14 protein-coding genes are annotated in these 17,492 nt (G+C 27.4%); 2 read left to right on the top strand and 12 right to left on the bottom strand.

All coding sequences use genetic code 11. The features are described from left to right. Window positions 1–11 precede the first annotated feature (11 nt). The 10 genes from RBU61_RS17235 to RBU61_RS17280 form a co-directional block, all read right to left on the bottom strand. The gene (locus RBU61_RS17235; RefSeq protein WP_308876889.1) at window positions 12–1,340 is read right to left on the bottom strand and encodes a radical SAM/SPASM domain-containing protein; all 1,329 of its coding nucleotides are present in this window, start codon (window positions 1,338–1,340) and stop codon (window positions 12–14) included. Next, complete coding sequence (locus tag RBU61_RS17240; protein WP_308876891.1) at window positions 1,337–2,641, bottom strand: radical SAM/SPASM domain-containing protein; 1,305 nt, start codon at window positions 2,639–2,641, stop codon at window positions 1,337–1,339. The genes RBU61_RS17235 and RBU61_RS17240 overlap by 4 nt, the downstream gene beginning before the upstream one ends. A gap of 25 nt (window positions 2,642–2,666) precedes the next feature. Then, the gene (locus RBU61_RS17245; RefSeq protein WP_308876892.1) at window positions 2,667–4,319 is read right to left on the bottom strand and encodes a hypothetical protein; all 1,653 of its coding nucleotides are present in this window, start codon (window positions 4,317–4,319) and stop codon (window positions 2,667–2,669) included. A 140-nt stretch (window positions 4,320–4,459) separates the two neighbouring features. After that, a complete protein-coding gene (locus RBU61_RS17250; protein WP_308876893.1) occupies window positions 4,460–4,627 on the bottom strand; it encodes a hypothetical protein in 168 nt (55 codons plus the stop codon). A 441-nt stretch (window positions 4,628–5,068) separates the two neighbouring features. Next, window positions 5,069–6,712: a hypothetical protein gene (locus tag RBU61_RS17255; RefSeq protein WP_308876894.1), complete on the bottom strand. Its 1,644-nt coding sequence runs from the start codon at window positions 6,710–6,712 to the stop codon at window positions 5,069–5,071. Between the two features lie 108 nt (window positions 6,713–6,820). After that, window positions 6,821–6,979 (bottom strand): hypothetical protein, encoded by a 159-nt coding sequence (locus RBU61_RS17260; protein WP_308876895.1) that lies wholly within the window; start codon window positions 6,977–6,979, stop codon window positions 6,821–6,823. Window positions 6,980–7,421: 442 nt separating this feature from the next. Continuing rightward, on the bottom strand, window positions 7,422–9,053 hold the full coding sequence (locus RBU61_RS17265) for a hypothetical protein (protein ID WP_308876896.1): 1,632 nt from the start codon (window positions 9,051–9,053) through the stop codon (window positions 7,422–7,424). 121 nt (window positions 9,054–9,174) lie between these two features. Continuing rightward, a complete protein-coding gene (locus RBU61_RS17270) occupies window positions 9,175–9,339 on the bottom strand; it encodes a hypothetical protein (RefSeq protein ID WP_308876897.1) in 165 nt (54 codons plus the stop codon). Between the two features lie 441 nt (window positions 9,340–9,780). Then, window positions 9,781–11,424, bottom strand: a complete 1,644-nt coding sequence (locus RBU61_RS17275; protein ID WP_308876898.1) for a hypothetical protein — start codon at window positions 11,422–11,424, stop codon at window positions 9,781–9,783. A 169-nt stretch (window positions 11,425–11,593) separates the two neighbouring features. Beyond that, the gene (locus RBU61_RS17280) at window positions 11,594–11,719 is read right to left on the bottom strand and encodes a hypothetical protein (RefSeq protein WP_308876899.1); all 126 of its coding nucleotides are present in this window, start codon (window positions 11,717–11,719) and stop codon (window positions 11,594–11,596) included. A gap of 618 nt (window positions 11,720–12,337) precedes the next feature. Here RBU61_RS17280 and RBU61_RS17285 point away from each other — a divergent pair. Next, complete coding sequence (locus RBU61_RS17285) at window positions 12,338–13,150, top strand: histidine kinase (protein WP_308876900.1); 813 nt, start codon at window positions 12,338–12,340, stop codon at window positions 13,148–13,150. Window positions 13,151–13,155: 5 nt separating this feature from the next. Further along, complete coding sequence (locus RBU61_RS17290) at window positions 13,156–13,758, top strand: response regulator transcription factor (protein WP_308876901.1); 603 nt, start codon at window positions 13,156–13,158, stop codon at window positions 13,756–13,758. Window positions 13,759–13,791: 33 nt separating this feature from the next. On the opposite strand, the gene RBU61_RS17295 is transcribed toward RBU61_RS17290, so the two are convergent. Next, window positions 13,792–15,636, bottom strand: coding sequence for an ABC transporter ATP-binding protein (locus RBU61_RS17295; protein ID WP_308876902.1), 1,845 nt, complete (start codon window positions 15,634–15,636; stop codon window positions 13,792–13,794). After that, window positions 15,611–17,461 (bottom strand): ABC transporter ATP-binding protein, encoded by a 1,851-nt coding sequence (locus RBU61_RS17300; RefSeq protein WP_308876903.1) that lies wholly within the window; start codon window positions 17,459–17,461, stop codon window positions 15,611–15,613. Before RBU61_RS17300 ends, RBU61_RS17295 begins: the two co-directional genes overlap by 26 nt. Window positions 17,462–17,492 lie beyond the last annotated feature (31 nt).

Genomic DNA, 17,492 nt, shown 5'->3' on the forward strand with positions numbered 1-17,492 from the left:
CTTCTCCTATATCATGCTTTAATTTTATCAGTATTTCTTATTTCCTCAGCTATCAATTGATTTAAAACTCTCTCTAAAGCTACTTTATAATCTTCTTCTTTCCATCTGCTGCAATATCCTATATCTAAGGTATCGTATCTTTTGATATTCTCGGCAATACAACCGCCTCTGCAAAAATATTTATAATCACAATCTTTGCATCTTGACATATTACGGACATCACGATTATGGATATTTTCTATATTATCCTTATTTATAAGAATCTCTGGCTTATAAGTTCCTACCTCTAGTTTAGGATTATCTGAACTTAAGCAAGTAACAGCCTTTCCATTTGGTATAAATGTATAAGAAGGTCTAAATGTAAGGTCACAATGCTTATATGGTATTCGAGTCTCCCTTGACTGTATCATACTAAGCATAGAAATTTCAGTATAATTTGTAAAGCTTTGACTTAGATATTTTGCTCTATTATCCAGTTCAATTAGTTGTTTAAAGGATTCCTTTGCAATATTAATATATGTCTTATCCCCACCTATAGATTTTGTTTTCATCATATCTAAATCAAATTTCACTGAAAATTTATTTTCCAACCATCCATGCTTTTCCAGAATATCAAAAAATAGAGGATAATCTTCAATCTCTTCAGGATGATATACAGAATTGATAATTATCTCAATATCATTGTTCAATAAAAACTCCAATGCTTCCCATATATTATCGTAGAACTTATCATTAAAGGTATTCCTATGTTTTAAATGTAGTTTTTTATTGCCATCAATTGAAAGTATTACAGTTTGAATCCTTTCTCTATTTGATTTTATCAAAGATTCATATTTGGATATATTTGAACCATTGGTAGTAAAGGTCAGCCTTGCTGTTGGAAACTTTTCAAAAACGCTTTCTATAAATTTAAAATTATCATCTAGGAAAGGCTCTCCACCCATGATAGTGATGGTCTTTATAATTGAATTCGTATCAAATAACTCATCATATACTTTATAGAATTTTTTTATCTTATCAAGGTCATCTGTATTCATCTTAGATTTAATATGTTTATAATCCTTTTGATAGCAATAGATACAATTATAATTACAGTCAAAGCCAGTTATAAAAACTAAATCAAGAAATTGTTTCTTATCCTTTACAATGATTTCTGCTTCATCAATTAGTATATCAGAATTATTTTTCAGATAGTCTCTATAATCATCTAAAAGTTCATTATATTCTTCCTTGTCTGTAACTATATAATCCAAGGTTACCAAATCGAAAATTATATATTTTCCATAATTATAATGAACTGTTTTCTCATTATCTGTTCTTATATTGAATTTTCCAATCATAGTATCACTTCCTCTATGGTTTCATATCCTAAAGCATTGGAATATTGCAATAGTTTCCTCGAAAAGGAACTGCATTCTCCTCTGAAGCCCTCATTATTAATATTTCTTGAATTTCCACATCCGCCACCACATAATAAAGCAAATTTACAATTTTTGCATTGTTCAATAGTAGTTATATTCCTATTTAACAAGCTATTTTCAAAATACCTAAATTCAGGATAATATGTTCCAACTCTAGAATCTCTATTTCCTACAGAAACTAGGCAGGAATAAATATCTCCACTACTATCTATCAGCCTAGCACTTGTCTCTGCTGGACAACTATGGTATTTTAAACCGATAGGTTTGCCATTAATTAAGGACCTATGCAGGTTAGAGGACATATTGTTAATAGTATTGTCACTATATTCATCTACTGAGTACAATATAGGTTCTAAAAAGTTTTTACTATCATCGTCTAATTGAAATATAGGCTGTAATTCAAATATCAACAGTTTATTATCTGGATATTCTTTCTTTAAATTATCCCTAAGCTCTAAACATTCTTGATAATTAGCTTTGCTGATATTCATTCTTATTTTTATTCTTATATTATTTTTTATGGCTAAATCAATATTGGATATCAGTTTATCAAAGGTTCCCAGTCTATTGTCTTTTAAAAAACGGGATTTATCATGGGTTTCCTTACCTCCATCTAATGTTACCTGCAGCCATTTTACCTTAATCTTTTTCAAAATATCAATATACTTATCTATACCGTAGCCATTTGTTATTATTCGATATTCTTTATCAGGATATTTTTCTATTATATATTTTATAATATCCATATTTTGTTCCAATAGAGGTTCTCCACCATATAAAAGTATGCTTTCTATATTTGGAAACAGAGATTCAGACCTGTCAATCATATCTTCTGTCAGTATATCCTTATCATGGTTATTTACATTGGATTCAAAGCAGTAGCTACATCCAAAATTACAATCATAGGTCAAAACTATACCTAAATCCTTAATATTTTTTTTTCGCTTTTCATAGTTTCTTCTAAGAGTTTCCAATTGAGATTCCTTGTACCTATTCTCTTCTTCTCGATTTTTCATCATATATTTTCGTTTAGTCAGTGCATTATATAAGTCTGTTTCGTATTTATTATTAAACTCAATATCATCTGATTTTGTCCAAAGCTTGATTAGGTTTAAATCTTCTTCTGATAATATATCTGATAATCCATTTAATAAGTTGATTAAGATATATTCATCCTCTTTATTTGTCTTCATAATTGTAGAATGTTCTATAAAATGCATGGCTTGTCCTCCTATGGTTTTTATATTAAAGTATGGATTCAATTCCCTTGATGTTTTCTTGCAAATAATTCGTCCAATCTACTTTTAATTCTTCAAATGTTTTTCCAAATACTTCTTTATAGGTTAATCCATTAAAATCTGTAACATTTAGGTAAAGCATCTTTTCCAATCCATATTCTTCAACTAAGTAATTAAAGAAACTAAAGTTCTTATGATAATCCATAGTGTCACCTTCATTCATCAAATCCATAGGTGCATTTCCTTCATTTGAGTTAGTACCTAGAATCTTACGAAATTTAACTCTATATAAAACGTTCAAATTGTTTTTCATTATTCTCTTATTTTTACTCTTTGCAATTTCTTCTATATTATTAATATCAATATCATTTTTAATATAAAGATTTAATAAATCGTCATATAAACTCTTTAGTTTTTTTAATTCATTTTCTGTGAAACCTTGTGCAAATAGAAGCTCTGTATAATTTGGTATGTTATTAAATTCATCTTCAATCATTTTAATAGAAGCTTCTGAATATATTATATCTAAATAATTTGCAATTCCTTCATTTAACCATTTAGGTCTTGTAATAGTTATACCTTTTTCCATAAAAGGATTATAGAAAAACAAATGACAATATTCATGTGCATGAGAATTTATATCTCTTAAGTTTATCTTGTCAGTTCCTTTGGAAAAAAATCCTCCATCAATAGGATCATAGGAGTTAGTAGTATCAAAAATATATTCTATTTTAGGTACATTATTTAGTACCTCTTTATATTCGGCATAGAATCTTGGCGAATCTTGTTCTATCCCATTCTTTATAGCTAATATATCTCTATCAAATCTTAATATAATCTGTTCTATTTTTTCTGCTGTATTATATTGTGTTGCTATACTATACTGTGCTTCCATCTCTGCAATACTAATATCTATTTTAAATCCATTGATTTCTTCTTTAGTATTTATAATAAATTTATCTGCTATATCGTATACTTCCATCCTATTCATTAGACTCTCTATTTTCCTTTGATAACCTAAGTCTATCCCCTTTTCCTTTGCCCAATTCTCTATATCAGATATATTTATATTGTTTTTAAGAAGTTCTTCCTTTTTATTATTTTTTAATAGGTATTCAACTAAGTCCCTTGATGCAGATTTTATATTATCTATTTCTTCTTTAGTTGAAAATGGCTCAAAAAATCTTGCTCCAAATAATGAAAAATCATTATTTGTATAATATGTAGTATAATCCACTTCCTTTTTCTCTATATCATATATATATGCATAAAGCCCTTCTGATATCCAGTTATCATATATTCCATAAGATTTCTTTATAAGTTCTTTTTTAAATTCTTCTGTTTCTATGAATTTAACATCACATTTTATTATTCTATCTACCTTTGGAACTATATGTTGCTTTGATATCTCTATTTCAATATTTTCTATTGGTGAAAATTCATTTATCTTATGTAATTCATTTAATATAGATGTATATATACTTTCCTTTTCATCTATATTATCCGATATTTTTATCTTTATATTGTCATTTTGATAGATTGTAGAACCTTCACCACTAGCTTCAACTAATTGGATTTTTTCTTTTTTTTCATTCTTTTCACTACATCCTATTAGAAATATTGTAATGATGAGTAAAAATATGATTTTTCTGTTTTTCATTTTATATCTCCTCCTTTAATAAAGATATATTTTTAATAAAGATATATTTTAGCAATTTAAAGGCAAAATAATTAAATAAACTTGATATAGAAATAGATGGAGGTTAATTCCATCTATTTCTATATCTTTAAAATTATTACCTAACAGTTTATAAACATATTATATGAATAGTATATGTCCCTACAGCTACGAGTAAGTCCACCACAACTTTGCTCTAAGCTTATGTCATCTCCCAATTGAATGTTTCCATTTTTCTCTTCTTCTAAATCAATATCTTCATTCCAGATAATATCGTTCAATGATTTCATATTTTCAGCCTCCTTTCTGTAAGTATTTGTCGCTAATTATAAAATCACGTAATTAGCATAAATACTACTCTTTTAATTGAAGTGGCTAGTGTTCTCCCATTTTAGACATAATTAACTAATCATATATATAATTCAAAATTAGTTTATAAATGAGAGACCTACTCTATTCCTCTTTCCCCATAGAGAGCTATAGAAATATTAGCATAATATTATACTAAATATTTCTACTAGCCAATTCATAAGTTCATTGTATTATTACTTAAGTATTCCGTCAACCCGTTGATATGGCTTATCTCCCGACATTATTCAACATAATTTGGTATCTTTTGTCGAATAAATATAAGTCAGTTAGAATTATGTGTTTTAACTCCAACTGACTTTTGCAACATCCAGAACTATTTAATCGTACACTCAACATATATCCAAACAACTTACATGATATTAAAGTATGGATTCAATTCCCTTAATATTTTCTTTTAAATAATTCGTCCAATCTACTTTTAATTCTTCAAATGTTTTTCCAAATACTTCTTTATAGGTTAATCCATTAAAATCTGTAACATTTAAGTAAAGCATCTTTTCCAATCCATATTCTTCAACTAAGTAATTAAAGAAACTAAAATTTTTGTGATAATCCATAGATTCACCTTCTGTCATCAAATCCATAGGTGCATTTCCTTCATTTAAGTCAATACCTAGTGTCTTATGAAATTTAACTTTGTGTAAAACTCTCAAATTATTTTCCACTATTCTCTTATTTTTACTCTTTGCAATTTCTTCTATATTATTAATATCAATATCATTTTTAATATAAATATTTAATAAATTATCGTATAAACTCTTTAGTTCTTTTAACTCCTCTTCTGTAAAATCTTGTGTACCTAGAAGTTCTGTATAATTGGGTATGTTATTAAATCCATCTTCTATCATTTTCATATAAGATTCTGAATACACTCCGTGCATATAATTCGCAATTCCTTCACCAAGCCATCCTGAAATTCCTATATTTATACCTTTTTCTATAAAAGGATTACGAAATAAAATATGGCAATATTCGTGTGCATGAACGTTCAATATCTTCAAATTTACTTCTTCACTTCCCGGCTGTATCACAAATCCACCATCAGGCAAATGATCAACACTCGTATTAAAAATATATTTTATCTTAGGAACATTGTTTAAGATTTCCTTATATTCAGCATAGAATTTTGGTGCTTCCTCCTCTATTCCCTTTCTTACAGCTAATATATCTCTATCAAACATCAATATAAACTGTTCTATTTTTTCTGCTGTATCATACTGCTTAGTTCTTTCATTTTTTGCTTTTATTTCTGTCATGCTTATATCTATTTTAAATCCATTGATTTCTTCTCTCGTATTTATAATGAATTTATCTGCTATATCGTATACTTCCATTCTATTCATTAAACTTTCTATTTCATTATGATAGGATAAATCTATATTTTTTTCTTTTGCCCATTCTTCCATGTGTAGTATTTCTATATTGTTTTTAAGAAGTTCTTCCCTTTTATTATCTTTTAATAAGTATTCTACTAAATCTATAGATGCAGATTTTACACTTTCTATTTCCTCTATAGATGAAAAAGGCTCAAAAAATCTTGCTCCAAATAATGAGAAATCATTATTTGAATAATATGTAGTAAAGTCCACCTCCTTTTCTTCTATACCATATATCCTTGCATAAAGCCCTTCTGATATCCAATTATCATATATATCATAAGACCTTTTAATTAATTGTTTTCTGAAATCTTCCGTTTCTATATACTTTGCATCACATTTTATTATCTTGTCTAGATTAGGAACAATATATTGTTTTGATATCTCTATTTCAATATTTTCTATAGGAGAAAATTCATCTATCCTTTGTAATTCTTTCAGTATAGATGCGTATATACTTTCCTTCTCATCTGTATTATCAGCTATTTTTATCTTTATATTATCATTTTGATAGATTGTAGAACCTTCACTGCTAACTTCAACTAATTGAATTTGTCCATTTTTTTCACTACATCCTGTCAGTAATATTGTAATGATAAGCAATAGTATGACTTTTCTATTTTTCATTTTATATCCCCCATTCTAGCAAAGCTTCATACAAAGAATAAAACTTAGATAAATATTAATATAAAATAGATGGAGCTAAGTTCCATCTATTTTATACCTTAAAAATTATCAATTACACAATGTGTATGGGTTATATGATCCACAACCACAGTTATTATTAATTCCACAACTTTGCTCTAAGCTTGGGTATTCTCCCAATTGAATGTTTCCATTTTCTTCTTCTAAATCAAGATCTTCATTCCAGATAATATCGTTCAATGATTTCATACTTCTGCCTCCTTTCTGTAAGTATTTATCACTAATTACCAAATCATGTAATTGGCATAAGTACTGCCTTTTTAATTGAAATGGATAGTGTCTTCTCACATTAAACACAGTTTGTTAATCATACGTATATAGTTCAAAATTAGTTTATAAATGAGAGACCTACTCTATTCCTCTTTCCCTATAGAGAGCTATAGAAATATTAGCATAATATTATACTAAATATTTCTACTAGCCAATTCATAAGTTCATTGTATTATTGTTTAATCATCGCGTCAACTCGTTGATATGACTTGTTTTCTGACATTTCTCAACATAATTCGGTATCTTTCGTCGAATAAATATAAGTGAGTTAGAATTATGTGTTTTAATTCCAACTGACTTTTGCAATATCCAGAACTATTTAATCATACATTCAACATATATCCAAAAAATTTACATTATATTAAAGTATGGATTCAATTCCCTTGATGTTTTCTTGCAAATAATTCGTCCAATCTACTTTTAATTCTTCAAATGTTTTTCCAAAGGTTTCTTTATAGGTTAATTGACTGAAATCTGCAACATTTAAATAAAGTATCTTCTCTAATCCATACTCTTGAATTAAATAGTTAACAAAACTAAAATTTTTATGATAATTCATAGTATTACCTTCATTCATTAAATCTAAAGGAGCACTCCCATCATTTAATTTAGACCCAAGTATTTGATTGAATTTAACTCTAGATAAATATCTCAAATGATTTTCTATTATTCTTTTATTTTGATTCTTTGCAATTTCTTCTATATTGTTAATATCAATATTGTTTTCAATATAAATATTTAATAGATTAGTGTATAGACTTTGTAGTTCTTTTAATTCATTATCCGTAAGATTTAGTGTTTCTAGTACTTCCATAAAATTAGATATCTTATAAAAGTTATATTCCATTACTTCAATATAAGCTTCAGAATACACTCCATATAAATAGTCTGCAATCCCTTCGTTAAGCCATACTGGCTTTGTAATAACTATGCCCTCTTCTATAAAGGGATTATGGAATAGTAAATGACAATATTCATGTGCATGAACATTGACATCTCTTAAATGTATTTCTTCAGTTCCTGCCATAATATAGCCTCCATCAGCATTACCATCAGCACTTGTATCAAAGATATACTCTATTTTTGGCACATTATTTAATATTTGTTTGTACTCCGAATAAAACCTTGGTGCGTCCTTCTCTATTCCTTTCTTTAAAGCTAATATATCCCTATCAAACTTCAATATAACCTGTTCTATTTTTTCTGCTGTACTGTACTGTTCATTTATTTCTGCAATACTTATATCTATTTTAAATCCATTTATTTCTTCTCTCGTATTTATAATGAATTTATCTGCTATATCGTATACTTCCATTCTATTCATTAAACTTTCAATTTCTCTTTGATAAGATAAATCTATACTCTTTTCTTCTGCCCATTCTTCTATATCTGATATTTCTATATTGTTTTTAAGAAGTTCCTCCTTTTTATTGTTTTTTAATATGTATTCCACTAAATCTATAGATGCAGATTTTACACTTTCTATCTCTTCCTTTGATACAAATGGCTTAAAAATCCTTGCTCCAAATAATGAAAATTCATTATTTGAATAATATGTAGTAAAGTCCACTTCCTTTTTCTCTATATCATATATCTTTGCATATAGTCCTTCTGATATCCAGTTATCATATATTCCATAGGATTTTTTTATAAGTTCCTTTTTAAACTCTTCTGTTTCTATAAATTTAGCATCACATTTTATTATCTTATCTATATTTGGAACTATATATTGTTTTGATATTTCTATTTCAAGATTTTCTATAGGAGAAAATTCATCTATCCTTTGTAATTCGTTTAATATCGATGTATAAATTATTTCCTTCTCATCTGTATTATCAGCTATTTTTATCTTTATATTATCATTTTGATAGATTGTAGAACCTCCACTACTAACCTCTATTAATTGAATTGGCTCTTTTTTTTCATTCTTTTCACTACATCCTATTAGAAGTATTGTGATGATAAGTAGAAATATCATTTTTCTGTTTTTCATTCATGTGTCCTCCTTTGATAAAGATATATCTTAACAATTTGAATACAAAATAATTAAATAAACTTAATATAGAAATAGATGGAGCTAATTCCACCTATTTCTATACTTTGAAAATTATTACCTAACAATTTAGAAACATATTATATGAGTATATGTCCCTACAGCTACGAGTAAGTCCACCACAACTTTGTTCTAAGCTTATGTCATCTCCAAATTGAATGTTGCCATTTTTTTCTTCTTCTAAATCAATATCTTCATTCCAGATAATATCGTTCAATGATTTCATATTTTCAGCCTCCTTTCTGTAAGTATTTGTCGCTAATTATAAAATCACGTAATTAGCATAAATACTACTCTTTTAATTGAAGTGGCTAGTGTTCTCCCATTTTAGACATAACTAACTAATCATATATATAATTCAAAATTAGTTTAGAAATGAGAGACCTACTCTATTCCTCTTTCCCCATAGAGAGCTATAGAAATATTAGCATCTTACTATACCAAATACTTCCATTAGCCAATTCATAAGTTCATTGTACTATTACTCAGATATTCCGTCAACCTGTTGATATGACTTATCCCCCGACATTATTCAACATAATCTGGTATCTTTTGTCGAATAAATATAAGTCAGTTAGAATTATGTGTTTTAACTCCAACTGACTTTTGTAATATCCAGAACTATTTAATTATCCACTCAACATCTATCCAAAAAACTTACACTATATCATAGTATAGATTCAATCCCCTTGATATTTTCTTTTAAGTAATTCATCCAATCTACTTTTAATTCATCAAAGGTTTTTCCAAATACTTCTTTATAGGTTAATTGACCAATATTAGTTACATTCAGATATAGTATCTTGTCTAACCCATATTCTTCGACTAAATAATTAAAAAAACTACAATTTTTATGATAATTCATAGTATTTCCTTCGTATAATTGATCGGCAATAACGCTCTCTTCTTTTAGTTTAGAACCCCAAATCTCATTAACTTTAACTTTAGAAAAAACTCTCACATGGTTTTCTAATATTCTTTTATTTTTATCCTTCGCTATTTCTTCTATATTATTGATATCAATATCATTCTTAACATAAATATCTAATTCTTTATCAAATACACTTTTTATTTCTTTAAACTTACTATATGTTGAATCTTTAATTGCTATATCTTCTGTGTAATTAGACTTAATATCAAAAAAACTTTTCAATGTTTCCACATTACTTTCAGAATAAACTACATCGAAATAATCTGCCATCCCTTCATCTATCCATGATGGTGTTGAAATAGCTATACCATTATCTATAAACGGACTGTAGAAGAAGAAGTGACAATATTCATGTGCATGAGTTGTAATATCTCTTAAGCTTACTCTTTTAGAACCTTGAGAAACATAACCATCAGCATACACATCAGCATTAGTATAAAAAATGTACTCTATTTTAGGAACATTATTTAAGATTTCCTTATATTCAGCATAGAATTTTGGTGCTTCTTCCTCTATTCCCTTTTTTATAGCTAATATATCTCTATCAAACATCAATATAATCTGTTCTATTTTTTCTGCTGTATCGTATTGTTCAGTTATATTATTTTTAGCTTTTATTTCTGCAATACTTATATCTATCTTAAATCCATTTATTTCTTCTCTGGTATTTATAATGAATTTATCTGATATATCATACACTTCCATCCTATTCATTAGGCTTTCTATTTCTCTTTGGTAAGATAAATCTATCCCCTTTTCTTCTGCCCATTCTTCTATATCAGATATATTTATATTGTTTTTAAGAAGTTCTTCCTTTTTATTATTTTTTAATATGTATTCCACCAAATCTATAGATGCAGATTTTACATTATCTACTTCTTCCTTAGTTGAAAATGGCTCAAAAAATCTTGCTCCAAATAAAGAAAAATCGTTATTTGAATAATATGTAGAAAATCCTATGGTTTTATCTTGTCCAAATATCTTGCCGTAAAGTCCTTCTGATATCCAATTATCATATATCCCATAGGACTTTTTTATAAGTTCCTTTTTAAACTCTTCTGTTTCTATAAACTTGGTATCACATTTTATTATCTTATCTATATTTGGAACTATATATTGTTTTGATATTTCTATTTCAAGATTTTCTATAGGAGAAAATTCATCTATTTTCTGTAATTCATTTAATATGGATGTATATATATTTTCCTTTTCATCTATATTATCAGCTATTTTTATCTTTATATTATCATTTTGATAGATTGTAGAACCTCCACTACTAACTTCCATTAATTGAATTGGTTCTTTTTTTTCATTCTTTTCACTACATCCTATTAGAAGTATTGTGATGATAAGTAAAATTATGATTTTTTTATTTCTCATTTATATGTCCCCTTATTTATATTTTTATATTAAAGTAGCCTCTTGTGCTAGTAATTTTGAAATTACATAATTCTACTAATTAATTTTTTGAAAAATAATGCCTCTCAAGAATACAATTTGGAAACAATACCCAAACATGGGTTCTTTAATATATATTATATTTATGTCATTATTCAGTATCTGAATCATATATTGTCGCTAACATCAGCATATCATTCATAAAAAAACCTGTCAATCCATTGATTTTACTCATTCTTCGACATATTTTGATATGTTTTGTCGATTTATTATGCACAAATTTGACCACCAACATTTATCTCACCAAAGAAACTATATATATTACAAATATAGATATCGTCATTGTTGTTCATAGTATCTTTTATTATTAAATTTAGTATATTTTATGATATGAATTTACCACAACTACCTAATGCTATCTAATGCTTATGTAGTGTAAATAAAATTAAAGTTATAAAAAGAATTATATATAGAGGATGTAACATTGAAAGCTTGTATCAAAATATTCTCTTGATCTATAAAAATTGGATTATCAGCTAACTATATAAAGAATCTCTTCTAGAATGATAAATCAAGATAGAATTACAATATATTTGTATAGTTTAATAAATATTAGTATAATTGGATTACACAGATAATAGAAAACTTATAAAGGAGTTTCTTAATGAGAAGATTTATAGAAAAATCATTCATAGTTCTTTTTTGTTTATATAATACTTATAAAATAAACCCAACAAAAGACTTAGCTTTTTACTTTCTTATATCTCTGATTCTCTCCTTATTCTTAGATTTGTTTCGCCCTAAAAAAGTAAGGTTTTTTATTTATTTTATCTTTTTAATATTTTATCTTTATGATCCCTTATTTATCTATTACTTACCTTTGATTTTTTATAATATGTATTTGGATTTCAGTATATATGCTTTTTTTACCATAATATTAGTTCTAAGGGATTTTTCTATAGCAAATCTTTTAGTTTCCTCCATATCTATTTACCTTTCAATTATGACAAAAAGATTCAATGTATTTTTAAATCAAAACAAAATAGTAAGGGACGAATTGAAAGAAGATGCCATTTATTTAAAAAAATATACTGAACAATTAAAAATTGATAGAGAAAAGAATATTCATATTGCCATACTTACAGAAAGAAATAGAATTGCAAGAGAACTCCATGACTCTATAGGTCATGCCATAAGCAGCAGTATATTACAGGTGGAAGCCCTAAAGATAATCTCCGATAATAACATGATAGAAAGTTTAGATTTACTCCAAAATACCTTAAATAACGGAATGAATGATATTAGAAATAGCATCCACAATTTATATAATGAATCTCTTGATTTGGAGAGTAGAATCGAAAGCCTTTGTAGAGAAGTTCCTACTATAGACATTCAACTTATATATAAGTTAGAAGATAGTTTACCCTATGATTTAAAATTTGACATATTATCTGTTATAAGAGAGGCCATCACTAATTGTGCTAAACATTCTAATGCTACAGAGCTTAAAATCAACCTTCTAAGTCAACCTAAGTTCTATTCTATTATAGTGAGGGATAATGGCAACAAATTTAATAAAACAGATGATCTCTTAACTAAGGGAATAGGTCTTCTTTCTATGAATGAAGTCGCTAATAAATATAATGGTTTTTTAAATTATGAGTTTGATAATGGATTTAAAATACACCTGACTTTAATGAAAGGATGATGTATATGAAAGTTATAATCGTAGATGATGATTATTTAGTAGTAAACTCTTTAAAAACAATCGTAAATGCCAGTGGAATAGAAGTTTTAGCTGTGGGTCATGATGGTATGGAGGCAGTTGAACTTTATTCCCTTCACAAACCTGATTTAATCCTTATGGACATAAGGATGGAAAAAATGAATGGAATAGAAGCTACTAAGGAAATTTTAGATAGAGACCCTAATGCTAAAATACTGTTGATTACCACATTTCAAGATGATGAATATATATCTGCTGCCCTTTCCTTAGGCTGTAAAGGTTATATATTAAAACAAAATATTGGGGGCATTATCCCTGCCATAAATGCAGTTTACTCCGGTAATCATGTTTTCGATTCAAAGATAGTATCTAATATACAAAAGCATTCTAAGAAAAACATAGATATAGATTTAACAGATAGAGAGTTTGATATTTTGCTTTTAGTTGCAGAAGGATTTAATAATAAGGAGATTGCTGAAAAGCTATTTCTAAGTGAAGGTACTGTAAGAAATTATATTTCTCATATGTTAGAAAAATTATCTTTAAGAGATAGGACACAACTAGCCATTTATTATTATAAAAAACAGTAGGGACGGTTCATTATTAATCGTCCCTACTATCTATTACACTGCTTCTTCATTATAATACTGAGCTTGTGAATTCCATAATTCATAGTATTTTCCATCTATATCCTTCAATAAACTTTCATGATTTCCCTTTTGAATTATCGCCCCCTTATGAAATACTGCTATTTCATCACAAAATCTACAGGATGATAATCTATGAGATATATAAAAGGCTGTCTTGGTGCCTACTAATTCGTTGAACTTAGAATATATTTCAAACTCTGCTATAGGATCTAAAGCTGATGTTGGTTCATCTAATATAATAATAGGTGCATTACGATATAAGGCCCTAGCCAAAGCTATTTTTTGTGCTTCTCCACCTGAAATCTCTACTCCATCTTCATCAAAATTTTTATATAATGGTGTTTGAACACCCTTTGGCATATTAATTAATCTTTTTTCTAATCCTGCTTTAATTAAAATGTCTTCCACTTGATTTTCATCATAATCTACAGATGTGGCTACATTCTGTCCTAGAGAGAAGGAAAATAGCTTAAAATCTTGAAATACTATGGAAAATAAACTTAAATATTCATCATAATCATATTTCCTTATATCTATTCCATTTAAAAGTATTTCTCCTTCGTCTGGGTCATAGAGCCTGCACAATAACTTGATAAAAGTAGTTTTTCCTGAGCCATTCATCCCCACTATGGCAAGTCGTTCCCCTATATTTAATTTCATAGAAACATTCTTTAATACATTATTATTTGTCCCTGGATATTTAAAAGATACGTTTCTAAACTCTATTTCATATTCATCATCATCTCTTTTTTCCACTGGCAATGTTCCCTTATATTTCTCTCCCTCTATATTTAAAAAATCCATATATAACTGCAAATATTGATTATTAATCTTTAATCCTACTATAGTCATTAGCACCATACCGCTTCCTGCCATAAATTGATTTATACTTCCTGTATATTTGACTATATTTCCTATGGTAATGGAACCACTCATAGCTTTTAGCCCCACAAATATATATACTAAACCAGATAATAATGATGAAATAAATCCATTTGCCGCACCATATTTAACATTATTGGAAATAATTTCATTTAATATCTGATGTACTCCATTATACATATTTTCAAATCCTTTATTAAATAAAGACTTTTGATTATATAGCCTTACACTTTTACCTGAATTATAATCTAAAATTTGATTATAGTAAAAGAAAAACATTCTATTATAGTCGGTTGTTCTATTAAAAGAATTAAAAAATTTATTTTTTGAACTTTCATTTAACTTTAAGTTGTAAATTGTACATATGACCAATATAACTATAAAGATCATATTGAATATTGGGGAACTTATAAACCCAATAGATTCTCCTATATTTGAATTCACTTTAAAAATCTCTATTATCAATATAATACTTGTGAATAGGGTAACTAAACCTTTTATCAATTCATCAAAATAATTAACAAATCCATATATTCCTCCACCATTCATATTTTCTGCCTCTGTTATTTTTGTTCTTAGAATATGAGTTTCTGGGTTTTCCACATGTTGATAATCCATATTTATTATTTTTTCATTCATCCTCATATCTTGATTCTGCAACATTATTCTAACCAATAACTCCTTTAAATGTTCAAAACCTGTGGATAAAAGATAAATCATAAGATTCAATCCAATTGTCATACCTACAAGGAAGGTAAGTCTATCTACATCTTGTATTCCCAGTAATTCATCTATTATTTTTGAAGACATATAAATATTTATAAAAGGCATTATGGATTTAAAAAATGAATTAGAAATAGTAACTGGAATTACCCAAGGCTGTAGTATATGAATTTCCTTTAATCCAAATTTAAGAATCTGTATATCTTTCTTCACTTTCCACACCTCCTATATTATCTCTATAGTAATGTGCCTGTATATCGTACATTTCCTTATAGCTTCCACCTTTATTCATTAGACTATTGTGATTTCCTTCTTCTATTATCTCACCATCTTTAAGAAAAACTATTCTATCACAAAATCTAGTAGATGATAACCGATGAGATATAAATATGGAGGTTTTTTCCTTTGTCAGTTCATTGTATTTCTGGTATATTTCATTTTCGGCTATGGGATCTAAAGCTGCTGTAGGTTCATCTAATATAATAATAGGTCCATCCTTATATAATGCAGCAGCTAAAGCTAGTTTCTGTTTTTCTCCCCCCGATAAATCTATGGCATCATCATAGATGGATTTTAGCATTAGAGTCTTTTTACCTTTCTCTAAGGAGTTTATCTTCTCCATTAATCCAGACATATTAAGGACTTTATCCATTTTTTCTCCATCAATATTTTCTTCTAATTGAGACGCTATATTTTCTTCTATGGACATTGGAAGTAGATATATATCTTGAAATACTGCAGAAAATAGTTTGTAGTATTCATCCCTATTATATAAGGTAGATTTCTTTCCATTTATATATATTTCACCTTTAGTAGGAGTATATAATCCACAGATTAATTTAACTAAAGTGGTTTTTCCTGCACCATTTATTCCCACTAAGGCTAATTTCTCTCCCTTTCTTATATGAAGATTAATGTTTTTAATAGTATAGTCTTCTGCTTCTGGATATTTATATGAAATATTTCTTAGTTCTATATCACAAGGTAATTCGTATTCTTTTGGTAACTCTACTCCAGTACCTCTATTCATCTTATCTTCCATCTCTAAAAATTCTCTTAAATCTATAGTCTCTAAATGAACTCTATTTAGTTCATTTATATTTTTTACTATGGCTGATAGCCAAGTGGAAAATCCAGCAATAGCTCCAAAATATAGTACAAAATTACCTATACTCATATTTTTATATAATACAGAATGAATTAAAATTCCATAGGCTATGCCATCTCTTAAAAAACCTAATAATCCATCTATAATATTAGCAAGATATTTTCTAGATATATTTTGCTTTTGTAGCTTTATTCTTTTATATAAAAATATATTATACATTTCTTTAAACCATAAAGACATATTATACAACCTTAAATCCTTAGCAGCTTTAAAATCTCCTGATTTTTCCCTTATATATCTAAGTCTCTTTTCTATTGGTGCTAAATTGGATTTGTTTTTATATTCAAATTTATTTGCGTAATCTCCCACAAAATAATTAATTAAGGAAGAAATAAAAATTAATAACATAAACAATGGATGTATAGTAAATATTATACTTCCATATAGAATCAGACCTACTATATTTGATATTAGTTCTACAGAAACCTTAATTACAAGTTCTGTAGCAGAACTATTGTCGCTAGATGCCATAATCGCCTTCATAAATTTGTTTTGTCCTTGTGGTCCATCTATATTTTCAAAATCCGTATCAGTTGCCTTATGGATTTGCATTCCAATATACTTAAATCTATAGGGTATTCCTCCAAATAATATTTTCAAGTATGACCCTTTCAAGATTGTTTCTACTATTATAATACAAACTATTGGTATTCCAATGTTTATTAAAAGTTTAGTTATACCTACATTTTCTACTATGGAATCTATTAGTACCTTAGGCAAATAGATACTAAGTAATGGTCCAAGGACTAATAAAGGAATCTGCATAATGAAAAACCCAAATAATCCCTTATCCCAATTCCACATATTTTTAATTAAATACCTTAGATTCTCAAATAAAGAATATTTTTTCTTCAAAATATTTTCTTCCATAATCTTCATCACCTCAACTATATCATAGCAT

Origin of the sequence: Tissierella sp. MB52-C2 (assembly GCF_030931715.1) — a bacterium.
In the GTDB taxonomy this organism is placed as follows: domain Bacteria; phylum Bacillota; class Clostridia; order Tissierellales; family Tissierellaceae; genus Tissierella.

Bases quoted from the DNA above. Each gene is read 5' to 3' on its own strand.
- RBU61_RS17255 (WP_308876894.1), bottom strand. From the start codon at position 6,712: ATGAAAAATAGAAAAGTCATACTATTGCTTATCATTACAATATTACTG.
- RBU61_RS17285 (WP_308876900.1), top strand. From the start codon at position 12,338: ATGTATTTGGATTTCAGTATATATGCTTTTTTTACCATAATATTAGTT.
- RBU61_RS17250 (WP_308876893.1), bottom strand. From the start codon at position 4,627: ATGAAATCATTGAACGATATTATCTGGAATGAAGATATTGATTTAGAA.
- RBU61_RS17290 (WP_308876901.1), top strand. From the start codon at position 13,156: ATGAAAGTTATAATCGTAGATGATGATTATTTAGTAGTAAACTCTTTA.
- RBU61_RS17275 (WP_308876898.1), bottom strand. From the start codon at position 11,424: ATGAGAAATAAAAAAATCATAATTTTACTTATCATCACAATACTTCTA.
- RBU61_RS17265 (WP_308876896.1), bottom strand. From the start codon at position 9,053: ATGAAAAACAGAAAAATGATATTTCTACTTATCATCACAATACTTCTA.
- RBU61_RS17300 (WP_308876903.1), bottom strand. From the start codon at position 17,461: ATGGAAGAAAATATTTTGAAGAAAAAATATTCTTTATTTGAGAATCTA.
- RBU61_RS17240 (WP_308876891.1), bottom strand. From the start codon at position 2,641: ATGCATTTTATAGAACATTCTACAATTATGAAGACAAATAAAGAGGAT.
- RBU61_RS17270 (WP_308876897.1), bottom strand. From the start codon at position 9,339: ATGAAATCATTGAACGATATTATCTGGAATGAAGATATTGATTTAGAA.
- RBU61_RS17235 (WP_308876889.1), bottom strand. From the start codon at position 1,340: ATGATTGGAAAATTCAATATAAGAACAGATAATGAGAAAACAGTTCAT.
- RBU61_RS17260 (WP_308876895.1), bottom strand. From the start codon at position 6,979: ATGAAATCATTGAACGATATTATCTGGAATGAAGATCTTGATTTAGAA.
- RBU61_RS17245 (WP_308876892.1), bottom strand. From the start codon at position 4,319: ATGAAAAACAGAAAAATCATATTTTTACTCATCATTACAATATTTCTA.